The following is a 21,130-nucleotide window of genomic DNA, read 5'->3' as shown; positions in this document are numbered from 1 at the left end:
GTTGTTGTGAACAGGAAAAGAAATAACGCGGGGTTTAAATGGATTGCAGCTATATTGGTCGTGCTGGTATTGCTTGCGGGCTGCGGCCAAGTCCAGGAGGAAGGAAAACCTTCTGCCGCCAACGCGGCGGGCGCGGCGGACGATGCCGCCGGACTGTCGTCCGGGAAGGCTGCGAATGACAATGCCTCGGAGGCAAGCCCGCAGCAGAATACGGTTACGGATAGCACCGGGGCCTCCCTGGAATTGCCCGCTAAAGTTGAACGGATCGCTTGTTTGACCGAAATCTGCGTGGACAGTCTGGCGGAGCTGGGGCTTGAGCCGGTGGCTGTCGTTCCGGACAGCATCGCGTTTGAGCCGGAATTTTTCGGGGACCGCGCGTCTTCCTTTGTCCAGATCGGAGGCGGTTTCATGGAGCCCAGCCTGGAGGATATCGCCAAAGCGAACCCCGACGTGGTCATTGGACTAAAAGGCACCCACGATATGCTGCGGGACGGCTTGCAAAGCATCGCTCCGTTATATATCGCCGAGCTCAAAACGTATGAAGACTCGATCGCGTTTCTTGAGACGGTGGGATCATGGACCGGCGAGGAGACGGCGGCCGCGGCTGCCAAGCAGAAATTCCTCGACAAGATCGCCGATTACAAACAAAAATCGCCGAACAACCGAAGCGCGTTGATTCTTTATGGCGCGGACGTCAACTTCGGCATCGATACGGCGGGTTCTTTGGTCGGTTCGTTGCTGGCCGAGCTTACCCCTTATCCGTGGCCGGCTCCGGCGGAAGACGGAGGCCATCAGGCGGGGGGAATGGCGTACTCACTGGAGAAGGTGCTGGAAACGGATCCCGATCATATCTTTATCGAGACGTTCAGCTTTAGTCCGGACTCCCAGCCGTTGTCCGAACAATTTGCCGCCAATCCGCTTTGGGGCAAGCTGAAGGCCGTTAAAGGCAAAGAGATCACCGAAGTAAGAACGGCCATTTGGGCGAACGGCAGGGGCACGCGCTCGCTGGGCATCGTGCTGGATGAAGCGATGAGCGCTTTATATCCCGATACTTTTAAAGGGTCTGTCCAGTAGTGGGAGAAGCCATTCGATCCAATACGGGAGCAACCAGGACGGGGCGGGTGCTCCTCCTCGTGTTGCTCCTTATCGTCATAGGCGCCATTTCCATCCTGATGGCATTAAAATCGGGTTATCCGGCCGTCGGTTGGGATGAACTGCTGAATATTTTGTTGTATCGCCACGGTTCCGAACTAGCCGTTACCTCTATTCTCGAGCTGCGGTTGCCGCGCGTTGTGCTTGGCCTGTTATCCGGGGCGATGCTGGCCATTTCCGGCGTATTGATGCAAAGCGGCCTGCGCAACCCGCTGGCGAGCCCCGATTTGATCGGTGTATCGGCCGGCAGTTCGCTGATCATCGCGGTGATCACGGTGTTTCACTTGCCGCTTGCGTTCAGCCTGTTTCCATTGTTCGGATTGCTTGGCGGCTTTGCCGGAGGGTTCATCGTGATCGCTTCCGTATCCGGCCGCTCGGACAGCACGAGCATGATTCTGATGGGAACCGCGGTGTCCGCCATGCTGAACGGGATGATTGTGTGGCTGATTACGATGGGGACCCAAAATGATATCAATCTATTGTACACGTATTTGATGGGCAGCTTGTCGGGGCGTTATTGGCACCATGTCGGGCATTTGCTTCCATGGGCGGCGATCGGCATTCCCGCCGCGCTGTTGTTTGCCAAGCCGTTGAATCTGCTTCGGCTCGGAGACGAGCAAGCCGAAGCGTTAGGGCAAAATGTGGGCAGGCTGCGTTTGCTGCTGCTGATCGCCAGCGGCGTGATGGTTTCGGCGGTCGTCGCTAATTGCGGTCCGATCGGTTATATCGCTTTGCTGGGGCCCTACCTGACCCGAGCTGTATTAAGAACGGAAGACGCCAGATGGGTGCTCCCTTGTTCCGCAGCGGTCGGTGCGGTGCTTCTCGTAACGGCGGATTGGTTTGCCAAAACCGTGTTCACTCCCAGAGAAATCCCGGTCGGTTTATGGACGACGATGGTCGGCGTACCGGTGCTCATCCTGATGCTTGTCACGAAGAGGAGAGGTCGCGATGATCAATCGTAACACAACAGACGGCCGATTATACGCGCGGAAGTTTCGGATTTGGGGGCTGTTTCTTTTATTGGGGCTTGCCGTATTTTTTATTCTGCATATTGCGCTTGGCCAAGTGGTTTTGTCTCCGCGTGAAGTGGTGCTGGCGCTGCTGAACAATCACGATGAAACGTACCATCGCCAGATTGTGTGGGAACTGCGGCTGCCGCGCACCTTGATTGCGCTGGCCGCGGGCGCTATGCTCGGACTTGCGGGGGCGATCCTGCAGTCGGTGACGCGCAACCCGCTGGCGGAACCGGGACTGCTGGGCGTATCCGCCGGCAGCGTGCTGATGCTTGTCCTGTATATGACTTATTTGGGAGGATCGGCAAGCCTTTCCCTGCAGGTCCCGTTATTTGGCCTCGCGGGAGGTATCCTTACGGTGTCGGCCATCTATCTGCTGGGCTGGTCGCGCAGAGGAGACGCGCTGCAGTTTACGGTGATCGGCTTGCTGATCTCCGCCTTTCTGTCGGCCTGCACCTCCCTGGTACTGCTCCGCCATTCGGAGGCGATCGGCAGCATTTTGCTATGGACGGTCGGATCGTTAAACGGACGGGTATGGCTCCACTGGAATATCATTTGGCCGTGGTTTCTGATCATGGTGCCGATCGGCCTGATGAGCGCGGGAGCGGCGAATGCGTTACAGCTCGGAGACGGCGTGGCCAGAGGAATCGGGGTTCCCGTCCGCCTATCGAGAGCCGGATTGCTGCTTATCGCCGCCCTATTGACGGCCGGAGCGGTGTCGATCGTGGGCGCGATCGGTTTTATCGGATTAATCGGCCCTCACATTGCGAGACGGATCGTCGGTCAGGATGCAAGAAGATTATTTCCGTTTAGCGCTCTGGTTACCGCCTGGCTGCTGGTCGGTTCGGACATTCTGTCCCAAGGGCTGTCGATTCCTTTATTTGACGGCGGCCGACCGGCGTCGCTTCCGGTTGGCGCGGTGACGGCTTTCATGGGAGCTCCCTTCTTTATTTATTTGGCGCGCAGACAAATGAAATGACGCGCCCGATCCCTGATTCCCTGCTTCTCGGTTGCATGGCGGGGGCGGTCTGGCCAACAGACCGCCCCCGCTTCTTTTCATATGTTGCGACTTGTTTACAAATTCACTTTTATAGAAGAAAGAGATATAATCAATGGCGTGTTTGGAATCCTTAGGGGCAGGGAGTGCGAGATGCTTTGAGCCAAAAAATATTAATTGTTGAAGACGATATCAACATTTCGAACATTATCAAAATGAACTTGAATCTCGTAAATTATGAGACGATCGAAGCGTACGATGGCCATGCCGCTTGGGAGCAGATTCAGCGCGAAAAGTTCGATTTGGTGCTGCTGGACGTGATGATTCCCGGGATCGACGGTTTTGAGCTGATGGAGAAAATCCGACCGCTGCATATTCCGGTGATTTTTCTGACGGCGAAAAATGCAGTGACGGACAAGGTCCACGGATTGAAGCTTGGAGCGGAGGACTACATTGTGAAGCCGTTCGAAGCTCTTGAACTGCTGGCGCGGATTGAGACGGTGCTGCGCAGGTTCGGCAGGGAGGAAACCGTCATAACATTTCGAGACCTTCAAGTCTTATTGGACAAACGGGAGGTCAGGGTTCAGGGGAAACCGGTAGAATTGACCATGAAAGAGTTCGATTTGCTCGTTGTTTTGTTGAAGAATAAAAATATCGCCTTGTCCAGGGAGCAGTTGTTGGATAAAGTTTGGGGAATCGATTTCTATGGCGAAACACGAACCGTGGACATGCATATTAAAGCGCTGCGCAAGAAACTGGGATTGCATGATCGCATTATTACGGTCTATAAAATCGGGTACCGGTTGGAGGACTAGGCATGAAGTTTTGGCAGAAAATATCGCTGGGCTCGATCCTGACTTTTATCATTATCTTTAATTTGGCTTCCGTGCTGATCATCGAGCGAAATCACAGTAAAATGCTGCAGCAGGAAATCAATACGATGTTAAGAGAAAACATGAGTATTCGCTCGACGCTGGAGATGGTGGCCCCGCTTTTGAAAATGTACAATTCCTTTGAATATGAAAAAACGGTGTTTACGAATATAGGAAATGAGGCTGTGGCCAGGAATAACGACCAGATGATGTATCTAAGCATCGTAGATGGAATGAACCGCGAGTTGTACAGCAACGTCGATTTTACGGTGCGGCACCCGGAACTGCAGGGGACTTCCGAGGATGAGATCCGGTATATGCTAAGTGACGTGGATCGGCGGACGATTTTGTTTACCTCCAGTCTGGTCCGGGTAAATCAAAATTTATTTACCATCGGTTACATGAAAGACGTCACGCCGATATATCAGGAGCGGGCGGAACAGTTCCGTTTTTTCCTGCAAGTGGATATTGCCGCCTGTCTCATCTATATCATTCTCATGTTTTTGATCAGCAAAGGCCTAACCAAACCGATCGACAAAATGATGAGAACCGCAAAGGTGATTGCGCAAGGCGACTTCTCAAAACGGGTGGAGATCAAATCCAAAGACGAAATCAGCAACCTGGCCCATCATTTTAATCATATGGTTTCGGTGGTTGAAGATAAAATCAATGAACTGGAGCTGCACAATTTGGAGAAGCAGCGGTTTATCCAAAACTTTACCCATGAGCTGAAAACCCCGCTAACCTCGATCATCGGCTACGCCAATTTTTTGCGGGTGACAAAATATCAGGAGGATGTTTTCCTGGATGGGTTGAACGTCATTTATAACGAGGCCAAAAGGCTGGAATCCCTCTCTATGAAGATGATGGATTTGATTTTGGCCCAGGCGGACCATTTTGAGATGAAACGGGAAAATTTAAAAACCGTCATTGACGAAATGGATTCGGCTTTGGCCATGAAAGCGAAGGATAAGAACATCCGCCTGGTTTATGACTGTGAGGATTGCTGGCTTTGGTTGGAGAAGGATTTAATGAAAATTCTCATCTTCAATCTGGCGGATAACGCGATCAAGGCTTCCCCGGAACAGGAGACGGTAACGATTCGCACGTACGCCGACCGGCAACAGTGTGTCCTCGCTGTGGAAGACCACGGCATCGGGATAGCCCCTGAGCATTTGGACAAAATTTTTGAACCGTTTTATGTCTCGGACAAAGCAAGAACGCGCAGCTACAATGGAGCGGGATTGGGGTTATCCATCTGCCAAAGCATCGCCCGCATTCATCAGGGGACGTTCGAAGTGACCAGTGAAGAACATAAAGGGACCACCGTCACTGTTAGGTTTAAGGTGATGGGCGAAAGCGAGGTGGACTTATGAAGGCCCAAACGTTCGCCATCGGCGGGATCGCTTGCCTGATGCTTCTTGCAGGCTGCGGAGAAATATACCAACCGATCGTCAAAGATACGGTGATGATCAAAAAAATAAACCAGGTCATGCCGGAAAAGAAGCAGGAGTACCCCGGAACCTTATCGGAAGAAACCGTAAAAAATTTAAGTGTGGATGCGGTAAAACGGTTTTTTCATCCCCATATATCGTCAGAGGATTTGAGCCTCGAAGTCAACGCACTCGATTTGGAGCAGGTAAAAAGGATGCTGTATCGGATTTCGGGGGATACGAATACAGATCCCGTTGCCCAGAATGAAGCTTACTTAAACGCCATTCCTAACGGAATATACCGTGTCATCATGAGCAATCGGGACACTCCTTATATTGAATACATCGTGATGGTGAATGCAAAGGACGGCGATATCCTGGAGATTAACAGCTATGCAGGCTACGAGTCCGATCCGGATAAAGGCGGCAGCCAACCGGGCAAACATGAACTGATTTCCATAGCCAGGCAGTTTCTAAACCAGTTAAGCGATGTAAATCCGGACGACTTGGAGCCTAGAGAGCAACCCATTTTGGGAAATCAGGTATACGGAAGTATATTGTTCCAAAATAAGGAAACCAAAAACATACAGTACGTTCTCACGCTGCATTTAAGCACGAGAGAGGTCGTGGGTTTTAGTAAAGATATCATGTCTGTTTTTCTTGCACCGGTCCCTTGACACGGTGCTTTTTTTTTGCGATTTTACAACTTCATTACAACTCCACCTTACTTCTTATATATGGATGTTTTATTGTACTTAAGGGACAAGAAAGGGGGTTGATGAAAATGTCACGTCCAGCGCAGAAGGAGATGTGGATGGCCCTGTGCTTTCTCGCGCCGAGCGCGGTCGGCTTTTTCACCTTTTATGTGATTCCATTCGGTCAGAGCCTTCTGTATTCATTCCGCAGCGGGCTGGACCACGGTAAGCTGACTTTGGCCAATTACGAGACCCTGATACAGAGCGCATCCTTCGCCAAAGCGGCGGCGAATACGCTCCGGTTTACCGCCATCGGCGTCCCTTTGCTCATCATCCTTTCCCTTGCGCTTGCCCTATTTCTGAACTCAAGGGTATTTTTCCGAAAGTGGCTGCGTACGGCCTATGTGATGCCGCTTGTTGTTCCGGTCGCTTCCGTCGTCCTGGTTTGGCAAATTTTCTTCGATTGGAACGGTGCGCTAAACGTCCTGCTTGAAAGAGCCGGCATTTCGCGGATCGATTGGATGAAGTCGGATTGGGCCATGGCCTCTATCATACTGATTTATATTTGGAAGAACATCGGCTACAATGTCGTGCTGTTCCTGGCGGCATTGCAGAATATTCCGGACCAGTATTATGAAATTGCCAATCTTGAGGGGGCCGGGATTTTCCGTAAATTTGGCATTACCCTGATTTATTTGCTGCCCGGCATGTTTTTGGTCTCATTGATGTCCATCTTGAATTCGTTCAAAGTGTTCCGGGAGACCTACCTGGTCGCCGGCGATTATCCGCATGACAGCATCTATATGCTGCAACATTACATAAACAACATGTTCTTATCGCTCGAAATCGAAAAGTTATCCGCCGCTGCGACACTCCTTGCGCTTTGTATTCTATTGGTGGTGTTTATCCTTTATCGCGTTGAGCGGTCGTTTCATTCGTTCATGGAATAGATGGCAGGGGGCAGGAAATGAAGAAGAGACAATTTGCATTCGCGTGGATACGCACCCTGGTCTTGATCGCGGGAGCCGTTGTCGTGCTGATGCCGGTCGTGCTCACGGTAGTGAGCTCATTGATGACCGAAAGGGAAGTCCACGCCAATTTCGATATGCTTGGCAAGAGCGGTGCCAAGGAACTGGTTAACATGAAATGGGTTCCCGATTGGGTTTCCTTTGCGCAGTATGGCAAGCTGCTGATCAAGACGACGCAATATCTGCATATGTTCTGGAACTCCGTCTTGATGGTGACCCCGATCATCATTGGGCAGACCGTGGTTGCGCTGCTCGCTGCATTTGCGTTTGCCAAGCTGCGTTTTCCCTATAGAGAGCCGCTGTTTTTGCTTTACCTGATCGCCATGCTTATGCCGTTTCAGGTCACGCTCGTGCCGAACTATATCATGGCGGATCGGCTGGGGCTGCTGAATACGACGGCCTCGATCATCTGGCCCGGTATTTTCGGAGCTTTTGGCGTATTTCTGCTCCGGCAATTCATGTTGCAAATCCCGACTGCTTACATAGAAGCCGCCAAAATGGACGGGGCGGGAGTGTTGCGTATATTCGGATGGATCGCCGTACCGATGGTGAAGCCGGGAATCGCCGCCCTGATTGTTCTGCTATTTACGGATTACTGGAACATGGTCGAACAGCCGATTGTTTTTCTTCAGGATGAAGCGCTGCAGCCGTTATCGGTCATCTTATCCCGTGTCCAGGATGAAACATTGGGGGTTATGTTCGCTGCGTCCGTTCTCTATATGGCGCCTATGCTGCTGCTCTTTTTTAGTATGGAACAATACTTTATCGAGGGGATCGAGCTCTCGGGCATTAAAGGATAGGGGACAAATATGAATGTGATCAAAAAACGTTTGGCGCCATCTCTACTTGTGCTGTTTTTGGTGATACTTGCCGTGTTTACACTGTTTTCCAATACGCTTCGAACCATGACTTTGCCGAAAGTCATTACGGAAAAGCCGAGCACGGGGACGATGAATCATCTTGTTGAAGGAAATGGTGTCGTTTCGCCCAGGCAGCAGGACGACCTGATCAGCGAGAGCGGCTGGAAAGTAACGAAGGTGTACGTCAAGCAGGGCGATTCGGTGGCCAAAGGCCAGGCTCTTGTGGCCTTCGATGGAACCGAGCTGGAACAAACGTTGCTTGACGAGGAGGCGGCACGGCGAAAACGCATGCTGGAAAAGGAAGATGTAGAGGAACAATTCAAAGTCGCGATGCAGCATGGCGATGAGGACGCCATTCTCAAAGCGAAGCGTGATTTGCAAACCTACAGGTTGGATGAGGAGACATCCACACGCAAAATAAATGCCCTTCGCAACGAGCTGGAGCAAAAGAAGGTGCTGACAGCGCCCTATGACGGGATTATAAGCGATGTTCAGGCACGGGAGGGGCTTCGCGTAACGCAGGGCCAGAGGGCACTCTCCTTGGTAAGCCCCGGTAAAGGGTTTGAAGTATCATTTACCGTCCGTGCCGATTCCGCCGCACTGCTCACGCTGGAGGAGGAGGTTCCCGTCAGCGTCATCCTAGGCGGCCAACCGAAGCGGATGAATGGCAGGGTGGCGGAATTTAAGGATCGTCCGTTTGATGGAGCCAACGGAGACGGGACCGGTGCCCCAGGGATCTCGGCCGCGCAAAGCATCGTGGTCGTCGCCCTTACGGGTGAGGATTTGAAGGGAGGGGAGCAGGCAAGTATCCGGATTGAGAAACCCTCCTTGCAGGAAGGTATGGTTCTTCGAAAGGAGTATACCAAGAAAGACGGCAAAGGGCGCTATGTTTTTGTGGTTCAGGAAAATAAAAGCTCGCTGGGAAACGCTTATTATGCGCAGAAAAAATATATTCAGGTGCTGAATGAAACCGACGAAGAGCTCGTTGTTGAGGGACTTCACGAGCAGATGGATGTGATCACGGAATCCAGTGTGCCGCTGCAAGACGGTAATCAGATAAGACTGAATTAATAGAAAGGAAGGTAACGCACCTATGTTTAAAAAATGGATCGTTATATTGTCTGTAATGAGCTTGCTGCTCGCAGCTTGCTCGAACGGAGGAAAAGAAGCGGGTCAGCAGCCCGGGACACAAAAAAACGTTGTTATCGCAACCCCGGTAGCTAGTCCGTATCTGAAGGAGGCCGTACAAAAGTTCGAAGCTATTCATCCCGATATTCATGTGGAGATCAAAGAATATTTTACGGCGATGAAGGCCAAACAAGATGCCAACGGACAGGTTACGCAAAATATATCGCTGCTGGAAGTGGAAAAGTACACGCAGTCGATTACGACCCAGATCTTATCCGGCAAGGCTTCCGATCTGATCGCTACGGACTTTTTGCCGAAGGATAAATTCATTAAAAAGCAGGCGTTTGCCAATGTCAAGGAACTGATGGATAGGGACGGTTCCTTTCAGAAGAGCGAGTACTATCTTGTGGATTCCGGAGCATCTAACGAAGGTTTGTATGTTGTTCCTATCGCTTTCTCGCTGACTGGGCTGGTACAAGGAAACAAGTCGCTTATGGAGCAAGCGGGGATTGCCGTCGATGACAAGACATGGACATGGGACCAGGTCAGCGATTTATCCAAACAGCTGAAAGAAAAGGCCGGTCAGGATGCTTACGCCTTCCTGGACATCGATCCATCTTATTTGATGATGGGCGATTTGCAGAGGTACTATCAGCGCGACAGTGCGAGCTTCGATTCCGAAGCGTTTCGCAATGCGATGCAACAGGTCAAGTCTTTATACGATCAAAAAGCCATGCCTTTAGAGTTTGGCGCAGAGCACAGCAAAGGATTGTTCAGCTTTGCGGATATGTCGAATCCTACCGGCGCACTTGTCAGTATTTTGAATCCGGAAATGTCGATTTACCGAGCCCCTTCGTTTACCGGTCAAACGGGCGAGATCGGTTATGAGGCCGGGGAGGCGTATGCGATTAACAACAAATCGGAAGTGAAGCCGGAGGCTTGGAAGTTCTTAAGTTTTATGCTCTCCGAGGAGATGCAGAATTCTACCGAACTGAGCGGATTCCCGTTGAACAAAGCGGCGGCAAAGAAGAAAATTCAGCAAGCCCGCGAGCAAATCGAGCAATCCACAGGGGAGGCCGCGGATTCCACGCCGATTGCATTTCCGCTGCCTGATGCCAAGGCATTCGATCAAGCTGAGGAAACGCTGAAATCGGCATTGGAATCCGCCGTTTCCAGCAGCTCGGCGGATTTGGAAATTACGAATATCGTTATGCAAGAATTTGATTATTATATGAACGGACAGAAAACCGCCGAGAAAGTCAGCCAGTTGATCCAGAATCGCGTGACGACGTATTTGAACGAATAGTTTCTTTTAGCAGGGGAACGGATCGAATCCGTTCCTTTTCTATTTTCTATTGCCGGAAGCTGCCGTTTTCAACGTTTTACAACTTCCATACAAGTCTGTCTCACTTCTTATATATCCGCGTATTACACTAGCTATGAAAAGATCGGTATGCCGTGAAGCACGTCGGAGCTTGGACTTCTTGGACCTATGCCGTACACAGACAAGGACTGAATCACAATGAATGGGAATCAGAATCAACCGATCAGACGCTATATGCCTGGGCTGGACGGCCTCAGAGCGTTATCCGTGCTGGCTGTCATCGCCTATCACCTTGATTTGAAGTGGGCTCAGGGCGGGCTTCTGGGCGTAGGGATTTTCTTCGTGTTATCCGGCTACCTGATCACGGACCAGATTCTCCTGGAGTGGAAAACGTACCAAAGGTTATCCCTTATGGATTTCTGGCTTCGCCGAATACGAAGGCTGCTGCCGGCGATGATCTGCATGTTAAGTTTCGTGGCCGTATGGCTTATCGGCAGCGATCCTCCCTTTTTTCAAGCATTGAAGGGGGAGTTCCTGTCCTCTTTATTTTACGTAAATAACTGGTACCTCATTTTTCATGAGGTTTCGTATTTTGAAAGCTTTGGCCCACCATCCCCCATCGGTCATCTGTGGTCGCTTTCGATTGAAGAGCAGTTCTACTTGGTTTGGCCGATCGTACTGGTGATCGGTATAAAGCTTGCGCCGCGGCGAGGCCAACTTATGCTGTGGCTTCTCACCTGTGCTGCCGTTTCCGCACTGGCTATGGCCGTCATTTATGAGCCGGGCACGGATCCGAGCAGGGTTTATTACGGAACGGATACCCGGGCATTTGCCCTTCTTATTGGAGCAGCCTTGGCGGTCATCTGGCCCAGTTGGAAGTTAAACGGGGCGATCTCGACTTCGGCCCGGTCTTTGCTCGATGTTTCCGGCAGCCTTGGCCTTGCCATCTTGATGATTCTGATTTTCGGTACCAATAAGCTTGATGATTGGCTGTATCGCGGCGGGTTTCTTTTTATAGCTCTGCTCACCGCGACAGTCATCGCTGTACTGGTGCATCCGGCCAGCCGGTTGGGAAAAATCATGGGTTGCGAACCTCTAAAATGGATTGGGAAGCGCTCGTATAGTCTTTATATCTGGCATTATCCGGTCATGATTTTGACGAATTCCGCAGCAAATGACGAGGCCGGGGGCTTAGGTCGTGTTTTTCTGCAATTGGCGATCAGCTTTTTACTTTCAGCCCTTTCATACAAGTATGTCGAAGAGCCGATTCGCCGGGGCAAGAGTACTTCGGGAAAGGAAGAAACCAGGATGAAAAGAAGCAAAGTTGGGGCCGCATGGGGAATCGTATTAATAATTATCGTTATATGTGCTTGCGTGGGACTCCGCTCCCAGGTCTATACGGCGGACAAGCCTGAAAGGGCCGCCCCTGTCCAAACGACGGTTGACGCTTTGGGACAGGAGGCAACAGGGCTGCCATCCGCTGTACAGAAGCTTCCGGAGACGCGGAATTTGGCTCCGAAGAGCGAGCCGGCGCTTCCGGGAGAGCAGCAGCTCAATCATCGGGAGCCGCTGACCGGGGAGGGAGTCACTGTAATCGGAGACTCGGTGATCATCGGAGTCGAGCCCTACCTCAAGGAAGTGTTGCCGAAGATTGTCGTTGATGGTAAGGAGGGCAGGCAGATGTCCCAAGCCCGGGATGTGATCGATAAGTTGCAAGCGCAAGGGAAGCTGGGCGATCAAATTATACTTGAGCTCGGTACCAACGGCCCATTCAAGAAACAGCAACTGCGTTCCTTGTTGGAATCACTGTCTGATAAAGAACAGGTTTTGCTGGTAACGACTCGGGTTCCGAAAGATTGGCAGGACGCGGTAAACGCAAATATCCAGAGCGTAGCCGATGAATTCAGCAATGCCGATGTCGTCGATTGGTACGCGGCCAGTAAAGATAAAGCAGATTACTTCTATCAGGACGGGGTTCATCTGAAGCCGGATGGAAGCAGGTATTTCGCTTCGCTTCTGGTCGAAGCCCTGCAGAAATTGTGAGCCGCAGTTTCCCCTCTGCAGCATGTATCAAAAGGATGAAAGGATGGTAGGGATGACCTACAGAAGAAGAACGATACTCTGTTTGGCGGGCTTTATTCTAATAGCTGTAATAGGTTTTGGAGTACATTATGTTTCATCCATGTATAAAGGCTTGGAAAGCCTGAATAAATCGACGGAAAATTCTCCATTTAAAGGGGTGAGCGCGGAGGAAGCCTTGGCCGTCGATCCGCCTAAATGGGAGGGAACCGAGCCTGTAAATATTTTGTTGATGGGAGTGGATGCGCGCGGAACCAAGAAAGGCGAAATCGCCAGATCCGACAGTATGGTCGTGGTTTCGCTGCATCCTATTCATAAACGTATCCATGTGCTTTCCGTACTGCGCGATACCTACACGGACATTCCCGGACACGGTAAAAACCGTATTAATACTGCGGTCACCCATGGACCCAAAACGGCGATGAACGCCGTTAGCGATTTACTGGGGATTCCGATTCAATATTACGTATATACCGATTTCGAGGGCTTTATTAAGCTGGTGGATGCGATCGGCGGAGTCGATTTCTATGTGGAAAAGGACATGCATTATGAAAGCAAGGCCGATCGGCATGAATACGATATCCATCTGGACAAGGGCGAGCAGCATTTGGATGGGAAAACCGCGCTGCAATACGTTCGTTTTCGTCATGATGCCATGTCCGATTTTACGCGTACCCAAAGGCAGCGGGACTTCCTTAAAGCGGTGGCCGAGAAAATGAAATCCACGACTTCGCTCATGAAGCTGCCTTCGATCCTCCAGGAGGTTAGTCCCTATATCGATACCAACTTATCGGTAAACGATATGTTGAAGCTGTTTACGGCAGGGTATGAGAGCACTGTCGAGAGGAGTGAGCAGATCCCTCCGATGGAGCTGCTGAAGGAGACTTATGTCGGCAAAGCCGCTGTATTGACCGTTTCAAACGAAACGGCTTTACGGGAATATGTAAAAGAAATTATTGAAGGAGATCCAATTCAAAGTGAATCTTTGAACGGAAACTCTCCCGCTATGTGACAATTCCGCAGCCGGCTGATCGATGTTGTTTGTCGGAGCGATTGACAGGAAGGGGAAGGGAGGGTACAATGTTTAAATCGTAATGATTACGAATAAAGGAGATGTTTTGAAATGAGAGTAGTGATTACTTTGGCGTGTACCGAAACGGGTGACCGCAATTACACGACCACCAAAAACAAAAAGACGCATCCCGAACGCATGGAACTGCGCAAATACTGCCCGCGGCTAAGAAGATACACGCTGCACCGCGAAACGCGTTAGGAGGGGTTCGATGTCGGCCGAACAAACCATAAAGAAAATTCCGGTAACGGTCCTGAGCGGTTATTTGGGATCCGGGAAGACGACGTTGTTGAATCATGTTTTGCATAACAAGGACGGATTGAAGGTCGCCGTCATTGTGAATGACATGAGCGAAGTGAATGTGGACGCCAACCTGGTCAAATCGGGGAACGCCTTATCGAGAACGGAAGAAAAGCTGGTGGAGATGTCCAACGGATGCATTTGCTGCACGCTGCGGGACGATTTGCTGCGCGAGGTGCAGAAGCTGGCCGGCGAGGGGCGCTTTGATTACATTCTGATCGAATCGTCGGGCATCAGCGAGCCGATCCCGGTGGCGCAAACCTTCACTTACGCCGACCCGGATTTGGACATCGATTTAACCGCCCTGGCCAGGTTGGATACGATGGTTACCGTCGTTGACGCCAACCGCTTCTGGCACGATTTTGCCTCGGGCGAAAGCTTGCTTGACCGCAATCAGGCAGCCGGCGCAAACGATGACCGGGATATCGTGGATCTATTGATCGACCAGATCGAGACCTGCGATGTGTTGCTGCTCAACAAATGCGATCTGGTGGAGGAGCGTGAGCTCGTTAAGCTGGAGGCGGTGCTCAGAAAACTTCAACCGACGGCCAAAATCATTCGCACCGTAAATGGGGTCGTCGATCCCAGGGAAATTTTGAATACGGGATTGTTTGATTTTGAAAAGACGAGCATGTCCTCAGGCTGGATTGCGGAGCTTATGAAAGAGGAGCACACTCCGGAAACCGAAGAATACGGAATCGGGTCGTTTGTGTACCGCAGCAAAATTCCGTTCCATCCGCAGCGCCTCAGCTATTTCTTAAGCAACTGGCCCGAGGAGGTCGTGCGCGCCAAAGGCTTGGTATGGATTGCGGCTCGTGGCGATATGGCGGCATCGTTAAGTCAGGCGGGTCCTTCCATTCAGTTTGGTCCGGCCGGTTACTGGCTGGCGGCTTTGCCGGAAGATCAGCAGCGTGAAGTGCTGGACAGCGAACCCGAAGTTCGGGAACGCTGGGATGAGACCTGGGGCGATCGATTGACCGAGCTGGTGTTTATCGGCATGGATATGAATCAGAAAGATATTGAAGCAAGACTGTCCCGCTGCTTGTTGAATGAAGAAGAAATGAAGCAGGATTGGAACCAATTCAACAACCCGCTGCCTTGGCCGGTTGAGGTGTGAAGCGTTTTGGCGAAGAAGGTTTACAAATCGTAATCATTACGATATTATGTTTTCTATAATACGTAATGATTACGATTAAAAGGAAGAGATTGATGTGATTTTATCATCCATGCATGAGGTTGTGTTTGGATACGGAAATGAGCCGGTCATTGATAACTTGACGCTGGACATCCATGCCGGACAATTCATCGGCATCGCGGGGTCGAACGGCGCGGCCAAAACGACTTTGCTGAAGCTGATGCTGGGGCTGCTTAAACCCTGGAGCGGTTCGGTCCGGTTGGGCGGGGTTCAGGAAGACGGTTCAAAGATGACGGTGGGCTATGTGCCCCAGCAAGTAGCTTCGTTTAATGCCGGTTTTCCCAGCAAAGTGATCGAGCTGGTCCGTTCGGGCTGTTTTTCCCGCGTCGGACTGTTCGGCCGGTTCAAGGAAGAACATCGGCAGGCGGTGGAGCGAAGCTTGAAACAGGTGGGCATGTGGGAGTTTCGCCATCGCAAAGTCGGAGAGTTGTCGGGGGGGCAAAAGCAACGCGTTTGCATCGCCCGCGCACTGGCCCAGGAGCCGCAAGTGCTCGTGTTGGATGAGCCGATGACGGGGATGGATGCGGCAAGCCGGGCGGAGCTTTACAAACTGCTGAGAGAGAGCGTAACCGAGCAAGGCCGAACGGTGATTATGGTCACGCATGGACTTGAGGAAGCGGCGCCATATCTTGATACATTGATTCAATTGGAGCGGAAGGAGGATGAGGGATGGCGATATTCGGTTACGAATTTATGCAGCGCGCCTTTTGGGCAGGAGGCTTGATCGGCATCATCGCTCCGCTGCTCGGCGTTTATCTTATGCTTCGCCGTCAGGCGTTGATGGCGGATACACTGTCCCATGTCTCCCTCGCCGGGGTAGCTTTGGGCTCGGTGATGTATTTGAATCCTTCCCTCAGCGGTTTTGCCGTGGCCGTTGCCGGAGGCGTTGTCATCGAACAGCTGCGCCGCTCCTACCGTACATACAGCGAGCTGCCGGTCGCGATCATCATGACTTCGGGGCTGGCGCTTGCGGTTGTACTGATGAGCTTAAAGCAAAATTGGAGCAAAAGCTTCAGCTCCTATCTGTTCGGTTCCATTGTGGCGGTGAGCGATACCCAACTGCTGCTGATTGCCGCCGTAGCGCTGGTCGGGCTGCTTTATTTTATCATCCTGCGGCGTCCTCTTTACAATCTGACTTTCGATGAGGAAACGGCCGCGGCATCCGGCGTCAGGGTCAAGCTGCTGTCTTTCTCCTTTGCCGTGTTGACCGGGATGACCGTCGCCGCCGCCATGCCGGTTGTAGGGGTGCTTCTGGTTTCGGCGCTGATCGTCCTGCCGGCCTCGCTGGCGTTGCGCGTTGCCTCCGGTTTTGCGGCGGCGCTTCTGATTTCCGTCGGCACCGGCCTGGCCGGCGTTTTTTCCGGCCTGACGCTATCCTATTATATCGATACGCCGCCGGGCGGGACGATCGCCCTGATTTTGCTGGCTTTCCTGCTGACGACGTTGCTGGTACAAAAGCTGCTGCGGCTTCATGGGCGGCGCAGCACCAAAAAACAATATGAAAAAAAGGGGTACATGAAGCATGAAATTTTGGAATCGTAGTTTAACGGTTTTGTCCTTATCGGTGATGCTGGTTGCAGCCGGTTGCGGCTCAAATGCAGGAACGGCGGGGAATGCCGGGGGGAATAACGGCTCGTCCGCCGCGCCCGAGGCGGGTGCGGATAAGCCTGCGGCGGAAATCCTGGAAATCAAGACGAGTTTTTATCCCATGTATGAATTTACCCGTCATGTAGCGGGGGACTTGGCTAACGTGGAGAATCTGGTTCCAGCCGGGATGGAACCGCATGATTGGGAGCCGACGCCGCAGGATATGGCCGCCATTTCCGAGGCCGATGTGCTCGTATACAACGGAGCGGGCATGGAAGGCTGGGCTGAGCAGGTGTTGGACAGCGCCAAGGGCACCGGGCTTAAAGCGATTGAAGCCAGCCACGGGATTGAGGTGATGGAAGGCTCCGGAGAGCATGATCATGGACATGAGCATGAGCATGGCGAAGAGGCTCATGAAGAAGGCGAGCATGCGCATGAAGAAGGTGAGCATGCCCATGAGGAAGGCGAACACGCCCATGAAGGCGAGGAGCATGAAGAACACGGTCATGACCATGATCACGGCGGCCTGGATCCCCACGTATGGCTGTCGCCGGCATTGGCGATTCAAGAGGTTCGCAATATCGAGAAGGGGCTTTCCGAAGCCGCGCCGGAATACAAAGATACGTTTAAAGCCAACGCCGACGCTTATGTTGCCGAGTTGGAGGCGCTCGATAAGGAATTTACCGAAGCGTTGAAGGACAGCAAGCGCAAGGACTTCATTACACAGCATGCCGCATTTGGGTACCTCGCCAAACAATATGGATTGACTCAGGTTCCGATTGCCGGGTTATCCCCGGATCATGAACCGTCGGCTGCCCAAATGGCCGAAATTGTCGAGTTTGCCAAAGAGCACAACGTGAAGACGATCTTCTTTGAAACCCTGGTCTCTTCCAAGGTCGCCGATACGATCGCTTCCGAAATTGGGGCAAAATCGGCGGTGCTGAATCCGATTGAAGGTTTGACGGAAGAAGAGTTGGCCGGCGGCCTCGACTATATTGCGGTCATGCGGCAAAATCTGGATGCGTTGAAGACGGCGTTAAACGAATAAGGCTTGGCGAATCAGTGGCGGAGATCTGATTACCGGGGGAGATGTAAGGATGGAGAACAAACCAAATCGCTTGATTCAAACCATGGAGTCCAAAGGTTTGCGCATAACCTCGCAGCGGAGATGGATCGCGGAGCTGTTCTCCGTCTCCACCGGATTCGTGTTGCCGCGCCAGGTTCACGCTTATATCGCGGAGCGTCTTCCGGGGGCTAGTTACGATACGGTGTATCGAAATCTTCGTTTGCTCACGGAGATCAACCTGATTGAACAATTCGATTTTCCGGAGGGGGTCCGCTTTAAGTTGCGATGCGGCCCGGAACGGCATCATCATCATCTGATCTGCCTCCAATGCCAGCGGACGTTTCCGATCGATTTTTGCCCGCTGGACAACGATATCAATCTGCCGGAAACGTTCCAAGTCGTTTCGCACAAATTTGAAATTTACGGCCTATGCGGCTCGTGTGCCGCAAGCTAAAGGAGGGAAGAACAGCCATGGCCAAGAAATCAAAAGTGGTTAAAGAACAGAAAAGACAAGCTCTGGTGCAAAAGTATGCCGAAAAGCGCAGAGAGCTGAAAGAACAAGGGGATTTTACGGCTTTGCAAAAGCTGCCTCGCGATTCATCGTCGACCCGGTTGCATAACCGTTGTTCGGTGACGGGGCGACCAAGAGGGTATATCAGCAAATATAAGGTGTCCCGGATCGTCTTTCGCGAACTGGCCCACCAAGGGAAAATTCCCGGCGTGAAAAAGGCCAGTTGGTAATCCGGTTGGGGAAGCTACCGATTTGGGGCTGTATCCGATTCAGAGTTGCGTCCGATTCGGCGGAACGTTACCCGGTCTTTGTTCCTGCCCTCGCTCGATAATAGCGCCATTTTATGGCGCTATTATGCTTTGAGGGGGAGCGCAATTGAAAAAAATCAACACTTGACGAACGAGGTGGCGCCAAAGAACCGACGGGTTCCGTTCGTATTTACGCTAACGCTTGTCAGGAAGCTTATATGGGCAAAAGAGCATGATTTTCATTTCTAACGCTGATCACACGCTTTATAAGAACAAAACCGATCCATTTCTGAAGAGAAACCGGGAAATAAGCTTTCTCGTAAGCGTTAGATTTTCACCTGGTCAGCTGGCTCCGCCATTCCTCCAATAGCGCGCGCTCATCCAATTCGTAACCGATGATAACCATATAGGAAGGACCTTGACATTCCGCGCGTTCGTAGTCGATCCGCTTGCCCGCAAACTGAACCAGCGAGGAGGTGATCGCGGTGGATTCATTTACGGCCCGAAGACTTGAAGCGATTTTGGACGGCTATTTCGAAGTGAAGGTTCCTCCCAACGTCCGCTCCTCTGTCCGATTAAAATACGAATGGAGCGGTGAGGGGCTGACTTTGCTTGAGGAACGGCCCTATTCCCACGGACGAACATGGATCGGCTCCGCCATCGTACAGTTCCGTTTGGAGCAAAATCAATGGAGCGTGTATGCCCAAAATGCGAACCGGGAGTGGGGACCGGTTAAATCCATTGCGCCCCATCCGGATTTCGAACGGCAGTTGGAACAGGTCGAACTGGATCGCGAGGGGATCTTTTGGGTTTCATAGGGCCGGACAAAAAAGCTGCGTATCGAAAAAGGAGTATGGCCTGCATGAGCAAAAACAATAACGGAAATTTTCGCCTTCCCCGCTCCAAGGGGACGGATATGGCAACCTATTTTACGCCAAAAGAGTGTAAAAAGAAAACAAAGCGCATCGTACTTGCGCCTGTCAATCGGCAAATCATTGAAGAGTTTATTGCGATTCTCGGGATGAAGGAGAAGTTCGAGCAGTACGATGTTCCGATGCCCAATAAAATCGTCATGTTCGGGCCGCCGGGCACCGGAAAAACGCTAACCGCCTTTTATCTCGCCGCTTGTCTGGAGCTCCCGTTAATTTTAGTGAGGCTGGACGCGGTGATTCATAGCCATTTGGGCGAGACGGGGAGCAATATTCGCAAAATATTTGATTACGCCAAAACCACGCCGTGCGTCTTGTTCCTGGATGAGTTCGACGCGGTCGGCAGAACGCGCGATAACAACGATGAGGTCAAGGAAATGGCCAGAGTGGTGAATACCTTGCTGCAATGCCTGGATGAATTCGAAGGAAGCAGCGTTTTCATCGCCGCTACCAATCTTGAAGCGGAATTGGATCAAGCGATTTGGCGCCGGTTTGATACGAAAATGATTTACGGCATGCCGGAAGAGACGGACAGAGAACAATTTATTCGCCTGCACCTGGAAGATTTCGAGCATGAGGAGGCGCTTCATAAGGCAGCGTCGGATTTGTTGAAGGGGTGCAGTTTTGCCGATATGGAACAAATCCTGCTCAAAGCCAAGCGGAAGGCGATCATTGGAGATACCTCGCTTGGCCGCGTGCATATCGAAGACGCTTATTCGGAATATAAGCCTAAAGTATGTCTTTAAACGATGGTAGAAAGGAGACCGTCCCATGATTCTGTCCGATCAATCGATCAGGGAGCGGCTGCGGCAAGGGAATTTGATCATTGAACCGCTAACGGAAGAGCAAATTCAGCCGGCTTCCGTCGATCTGCGGCTCGGTACCCATTACTTGAAAACCGATGAATACTTGAATAGCTTCATGACGCTTACCCAGGAGATCGCTTATGAGGCGTTTGAGAGCGAGGAGGTGGTTATTCCGCCGCAGTCCTTTTTGCTGGCGACGACGCTGGAAAAAATTCGCTTGCCCCATGATGTAACCGCGTTTGTCGAAGGCCGGAGTTCGATCGGCCGCATGGGCTTGTTTATTCAAAATGCCGGATGGGTCGATCCGGGATTCGAGGGGCAGATTACCTTGGAATTGTTCAATGCCAATCGGCTGCCGATCAAATTGTCGGCCAAACGCCGCATCTGCCAGCTGGTGTTTGCGCGGATGGACCGGGAAGCCGTGAATGCCTATCGCGGGAAATACCAGGGGCAGCAAAGCGCGGTCGGCAGCCGAATTTATCTCGATACCGAAAATAAGCAAAGGTGAGGAGCTGAAGTGAAATATGGGCGTTCCGGCTAAGGAAAACGAAAAAATTCCGGTGACGGTCCTGAGCGGATATTTGGGCGGATTGGGACGAGTGGTGGGGGGATCGGGTGACCAAGCTGGTGTTTATCGGCGTCGGTCTTGACCAAGAGAAGATCACCCGCTCATTGGATGAAGCTTTGTTGACGGCCGAAGAAATGGAAAGCAATTGGCGTACGTTAAGCGATCCGCTGCCCAAATTTTAAAGCAAAATCACGAAATGCCGCCGGATCAACGGAATCCGCGGCATTTCTATTTGCGAAATCGGAGGGACCTGGAGGACAGGGGAAG

Annotated in this window: 22 protein-coding genes and 1 pseudogene; all 23 read left to right on the top strand. The window is 51.8% G+C overall.

Annotation, left to right across the window (positions count from 1 at the left end):
• Positions 1–6 precede the first annotated feature (6 nt).
• Positions 7–1,074 carry an ABC transporter substrate-binding protein gene (locus tag EHV15_RS32920; RefSeq protein ID WP_128634977.1) on the top strand — a complete coding sequence of 356 codons (1,068 nt, stop codon included), beginning with the start codon at positions 7–9 and terminating at the stop codon, positions 1,072–1,074.
• Positions 1,074–2,114: a FecCD family ABC transporter permease gene (locus tag EHV15_RS32915; protein WP_128634976.1), complete on the top strand. Its 1,041-nt coding sequence runs from the start codon at positions 1,074–1,076 to the stop codon at positions 2,112–2,114. The genes EHV15_RS32920 and EHV15_RS32915 overlap by 1 nt, the downstream gene beginning before the upstream one ends.
• Positions 2,101–3,144 carry a FecCD family ABC transporter permease gene (locus EHV15_RS32910; protein WP_128634975.1) on the top strand — a complete coding sequence of 348 codons (1,044 nt, stop codon included), beginning with the start codon at positions 2,101–2,103 and terminating at the stop codon, positions 3,142–3,144. Before EHV15_RS32915 ends, EHV15_RS32910 begins: the two co-directional genes overlap by 14 nt.
• Before the next feature lie 176 nt (positions 3,145–3,320).
• The gene (locus EHV15_RS32905; protein ID WP_128634974.1) at positions 3,321–3,977 is read left to right on the top strand and encodes a response regulator transcription factor; all 657 of its coding nucleotides are present in this window, start codon (positions 3,321–3,323) and stop codon (positions 3,975–3,977) included.
• Between the two features lie 2 nt (positions 3,978–3,979).
• Positions 3,980–5,410 (top strand): sensor histidine kinase, encoded by a 1,431-nt coding sequence (locus tag EHV15_RS32900; RefSeq protein ID WP_128634973.1) that lies wholly within the window; start codon positions 3,980–3,982, stop codon positions 5,408–5,410.
• On the top strand, positions 5,407–6,144 hold the full coding sequence (locus EHV15_RS32895; RefSeq protein ID WP_128634972.1) for a hypothetical protein: 738 nt from the start codon (positions 5,407–5,409) through the stop codon (positions 6,142–6,144). The genes EHV15_RS32900 and EHV15_RS32895 overlap by 4 nt, the downstream gene beginning before the upstream one ends.
• A 101-nt stretch (positions 6,145–6,245) precedes the next feature.
• A complete protein-coding gene (locus EHV15_RS32890) occupies positions 6,246–7,112 on the top strand; it encodes a carbohydrate ABC transporter permease (RefSeq protein ID WP_128634971.1) in 867 nt (288 codons plus the stop codon).
• A gap of 17 nt (positions 7,113–7,129) precedes the next feature.
• Entirely contained in the window at positions 7,130–7,990 is an 861-nt protein-coding gene (locus tag EHV15_RS32885) for a carbohydrate ABC transporter permease (RefSeq protein WP_128634970.1), read from the top strand.
• 9 nt (positions 7,991–7,999) lie between these two features.
• Positions 8,000–9,121, top strand: coding sequence for an efflux RND transporter periplasmic adaptor subunit (locus EHV15_RS32880; protein ID WP_128634969.1), 1,122 nt, complete (start codon positions 8,000–8,002; stop codon positions 9,119–9,121).
• A 22-nt stretch (positions 9,122–9,143) separates the two neighbouring features.
• A complete protein-coding gene (locus EHV15_RS32875) occupies positions 9,144–10,484 on the top strand; it encodes an ABC transporter substrate-binding protein (protein WP_128634968.1) in 1,341 nt (446 codons plus the stop codon).
• 216 nt (positions 10,485–10,700) lie between these two features.
• Positions 10,701–12,545, top strand: coding sequence for an acyltransferase family protein (locus EHV15_RS32870; RefSeq protein WP_128634967.1), 1,845 nt, complete (start codon positions 10,701–10,703; stop codon positions 12,543–12,545).
• Between the two features lie 52 nt (positions 12,546–12,597).
• Positions 12,598–13,593, top strand: coding sequence for an LCP family protein (locus tag EHV15_RS32865; protein WP_128634966.1), 996 nt, complete (start codon positions 12,598–12,600; stop codon positions 13,591–13,593).
• Between the two features lie 111 nt (positions 13,594–13,704).
• Positions 13,705–13,854: a 50S ribosomal protein L33 gene (rpmG, locus tag EHV15_RS32860; RefSeq protein WP_128634965.1), complete on the top strand. Its 150-nt coding sequence runs from the start codon at positions 13,705–13,707 to the stop codon at positions 13,852–13,854.
• 10 nt (positions 13,855–13,864) lie between these two features.
• Positions 13,865–15,070 (top strand): GTP-binding protein, encoded by a 1,206-nt coding sequence (locus EHV15_RS32855; RefSeq protein ID WP_128634964.1) that lies wholly within the window; start codon positions 13,865–13,867, stop codon positions 15,068–15,070.
• A gap of 94 nt (positions 15,071–15,164) precedes the next feature.
• Positions 15,165–15,872 (top strand): metal ABC transporter ATP-binding protein, encoded by a 708-nt coding sequence (locus EHV15_RS32850; RefSeq protein ID WP_128634963.1) that lies wholly within the window; start codon positions 15,165–15,167, stop codon positions 15,870–15,872.
• On the top strand, positions 15,818–16,690 hold the full coding sequence (locus EHV15_RS32845; RefSeq protein ID WP_128634962.1) for a metal ABC transporter permease: 873 nt from the start codon (positions 15,818–15,820) through the stop codon (positions 16,688–16,690). The genes EHV15_RS32850 and EHV15_RS32845 overlap by 55 nt, the downstream gene beginning before the upstream one ends.
• Positions 16,671–17,783 carry a metal ABC transporter substrate-binding protein gene (locus EHV15_RS32840; RefSeq protein ID WP_128634961.1) on the top strand — a complete coding sequence of 371 codons (1,113 nt, stop codon included), beginning with the start codon at positions 16,671–16,673 and terminating at the stop codon, positions 17,781–17,783. The genes EHV15_RS32845 and EHV15_RS32840 overlap by 20 nt, the downstream gene beginning before the upstream one ends.
• Before the next feature lie 49 nt (positions 17,784–17,832).
• Positions 17,833–18,255 (top strand): Fur family transcriptional regulator, encoded by a 423-nt coding sequence (locus tag EHV15_RS32835; protein ID WP_128634960.1) that lies wholly within the window; start codon positions 17,833–17,835, stop codon positions 18,253–18,255.
• 17 nt (positions 18,256–18,272) lie between these two features.
• The gene (gene rpsN / locus EHV15_RS32830) at positions 18,273–18,542 is read left to right on the top strand and encodes a 30S ribosomal protein S14 (protein ID WP_128634959.1); all 270 of its coding nucleotides are present in this window, start codon (positions 18,273–18,275) and stop codon (positions 18,540–18,542) included.
• 503 nt (positions 18,543–19,045) lie between these two features.
• A complete protein-coding gene (locus EHV15_RS32825; protein ID WP_128634958.1) occupies positions 19,046–19,378 on the top strand; it encodes a DUF3024 domain-containing protein in 333 nt (110 codons plus the stop codon).
• 44 nt (positions 19,379–19,422) lie between these two features.
• Entirely contained in the window at positions 19,423–20,235 is an 813-nt protein-coding gene (locus EHV15_RS32820) for an AAA family ATPase (RefSeq protein WP_425464457.1), read from the top strand.
• Positions 20,236–20,260: 25 nt separating this feature from the next.
• On the top strand, positions 20,261–20,803 hold the full coding sequence (gene dcd, locus EHV15_RS32815; RefSeq protein ID WP_128634956.1) for a dCTP deaminase: 543 nt from the start codon (positions 20,261–20,263) through the stop codon (positions 20,801–20,803).
• Between the two features lie 80 nt (positions 20,804–20,883).
• Positions 20,884–21,045: pseudogene (locus EHV15_RS32810) on the top strand (GTP-binding protein); the annotation flags it as partial.
• Between the last annotated feature and the right edge of the window lie 85 nt (positions 21,046–21,130).

Source organism: Paenibacillus oralis, from assembly GCF_003863965.1.
Lineage (GTDB): Bacteria > Bacillota > Bacilli > Paenibacillales > Paenibacillaceae > Fontibacillus > Fontibacillus oralis.
The sequence above is the reverse complement of the archived record's forward strand: the minus strand, read 5'-3'. Positions and strand labels throughout refer to the sequence as shown.

What these genes read in the sequence shown, in the direction of transcription:
- EHV15_RS32900 (WP_128634973.1), top strand. Translation starts at nt 3,980, where the DNA reads ATGAAGTTTTGGCAGAAAATATCGCTGGGCTCGATCCTGACTTTTATC.
- EHV15_RS32820 (WP_425464457.1), top strand. Translation starts at nt 19,423, where the DNA reads ATGAGCAAAAACAATAACGGAAATTTTCGCCTTCCCCGCTCCAAGGGG.
- EHV15_RS32895 (WP_128634972.1), top strand. Translation starts at nt 5,407, where the DNA reads ATGAAGGCCCAAACGTTCGCCATCGGCGGGATCGCTTGCCTGATGCTT.
- EHV15_RS32845 (WP_128634962.1), top strand. Translation starts at nt 15,818, where the DNA reads ATGGCGATATTCGGTTACGAATTTATGCAGCGCGCCTTTTGGGCAGGA.
- EHV15_RS32910 (WP_128634975.1), top strand. Translation starts at nt 2,101, where the DNA reads ATGATCAATCGTAACACAACAGACGGCCGATTATACGCGCGGAAGTTT.
- EHV15_RS32835 (WP_128634960.1), top strand. Translation starts at nt 17,833, where the DNA reads ATGGAGAACAAACCAAATCGCTTGATTCAAACCATGGAGTCCAAAGGT.
- EHV15_RS32890 (WP_128634971.1), top strand. Translation starts at nt 6,246, where the DNA reads ATGAAAATGTCACGTCCAGCGCAGAAGGAGATGTGGATGGCCCTGTGC.
- EHV15_RS32840 (WP_128634961.1), top strand. Translation starts at nt 16,671, where the DNA reads ATGAAATTTTGGAATCGTAGTTTAACGGTTTTGTCCTTATCGGTGATG.
- EHV15_RS32875 (WP_128634968.1), top strand. Translation starts at nt 9,144, where the DNA reads ATGTTTAAAAAATGGATCGTTATATTGTCTGTAATGAGCTTGCTGCTC.
- EHV15_RS32870 (WP_128634967.1), top strand. Translation starts at nt 10,701, where the DNA reads ATGAATGGGAATCAGAATCAACCGATCAGACGCTATATGCCTGGGCTG.
- dcd (WP_128634956.1), top strand. Translation starts at nt 20,261, where the DNA reads ATGATTCTGTCCGATCAATCGATCAGGGAGCGGCTGCGGCAAGGGAAT.
- EHV15_RS32865 (WP_128634966.1), top strand. Translation starts at nt 12,598, where the DNA reads ATGACCTACAGAAGAAGAACGATACTCTGTTTGGCGGGCTTTATTCTA.
- EHV15_RS32880 (WP_128634969.1), top strand. Translation starts at nt 8,000, where the DNA reads ATGAATGTGATCAAAAAACGTTTGGCGCCATCTCTACTTGTGCTGTTT.
- rpmG (WP_128634965.1), top strand. Translation starts at nt 13,705, where the DNA reads ATGAGAGTAGTGATTACTTTGGCGTGTACCGAAACGGGTGACCGCAAT.
- EHV15_RS32855 (WP_128634964.1), top strand. Translation starts at nt 13,865, where the DNA reads ATGTCGGCCGAACAAACCATAAAGAAAATTCCGGTAACGGTCCTGAGC.
- rpsN (WP_128634959.1), top strand. Translation starts at nt 18,273, where the DNA reads ATGGCCAAGAAATCAAAAGTGGTTAAAGAACAGAAAAGACAAGCTCTG.
- EHV15_RS32885 (WP_128634970.1), top strand. Translation starts at nt 7,130, where the DNA reads ATGAAGAAGAGACAATTTGCATTCGCGTGGATACGCACCCTGGTCTTG.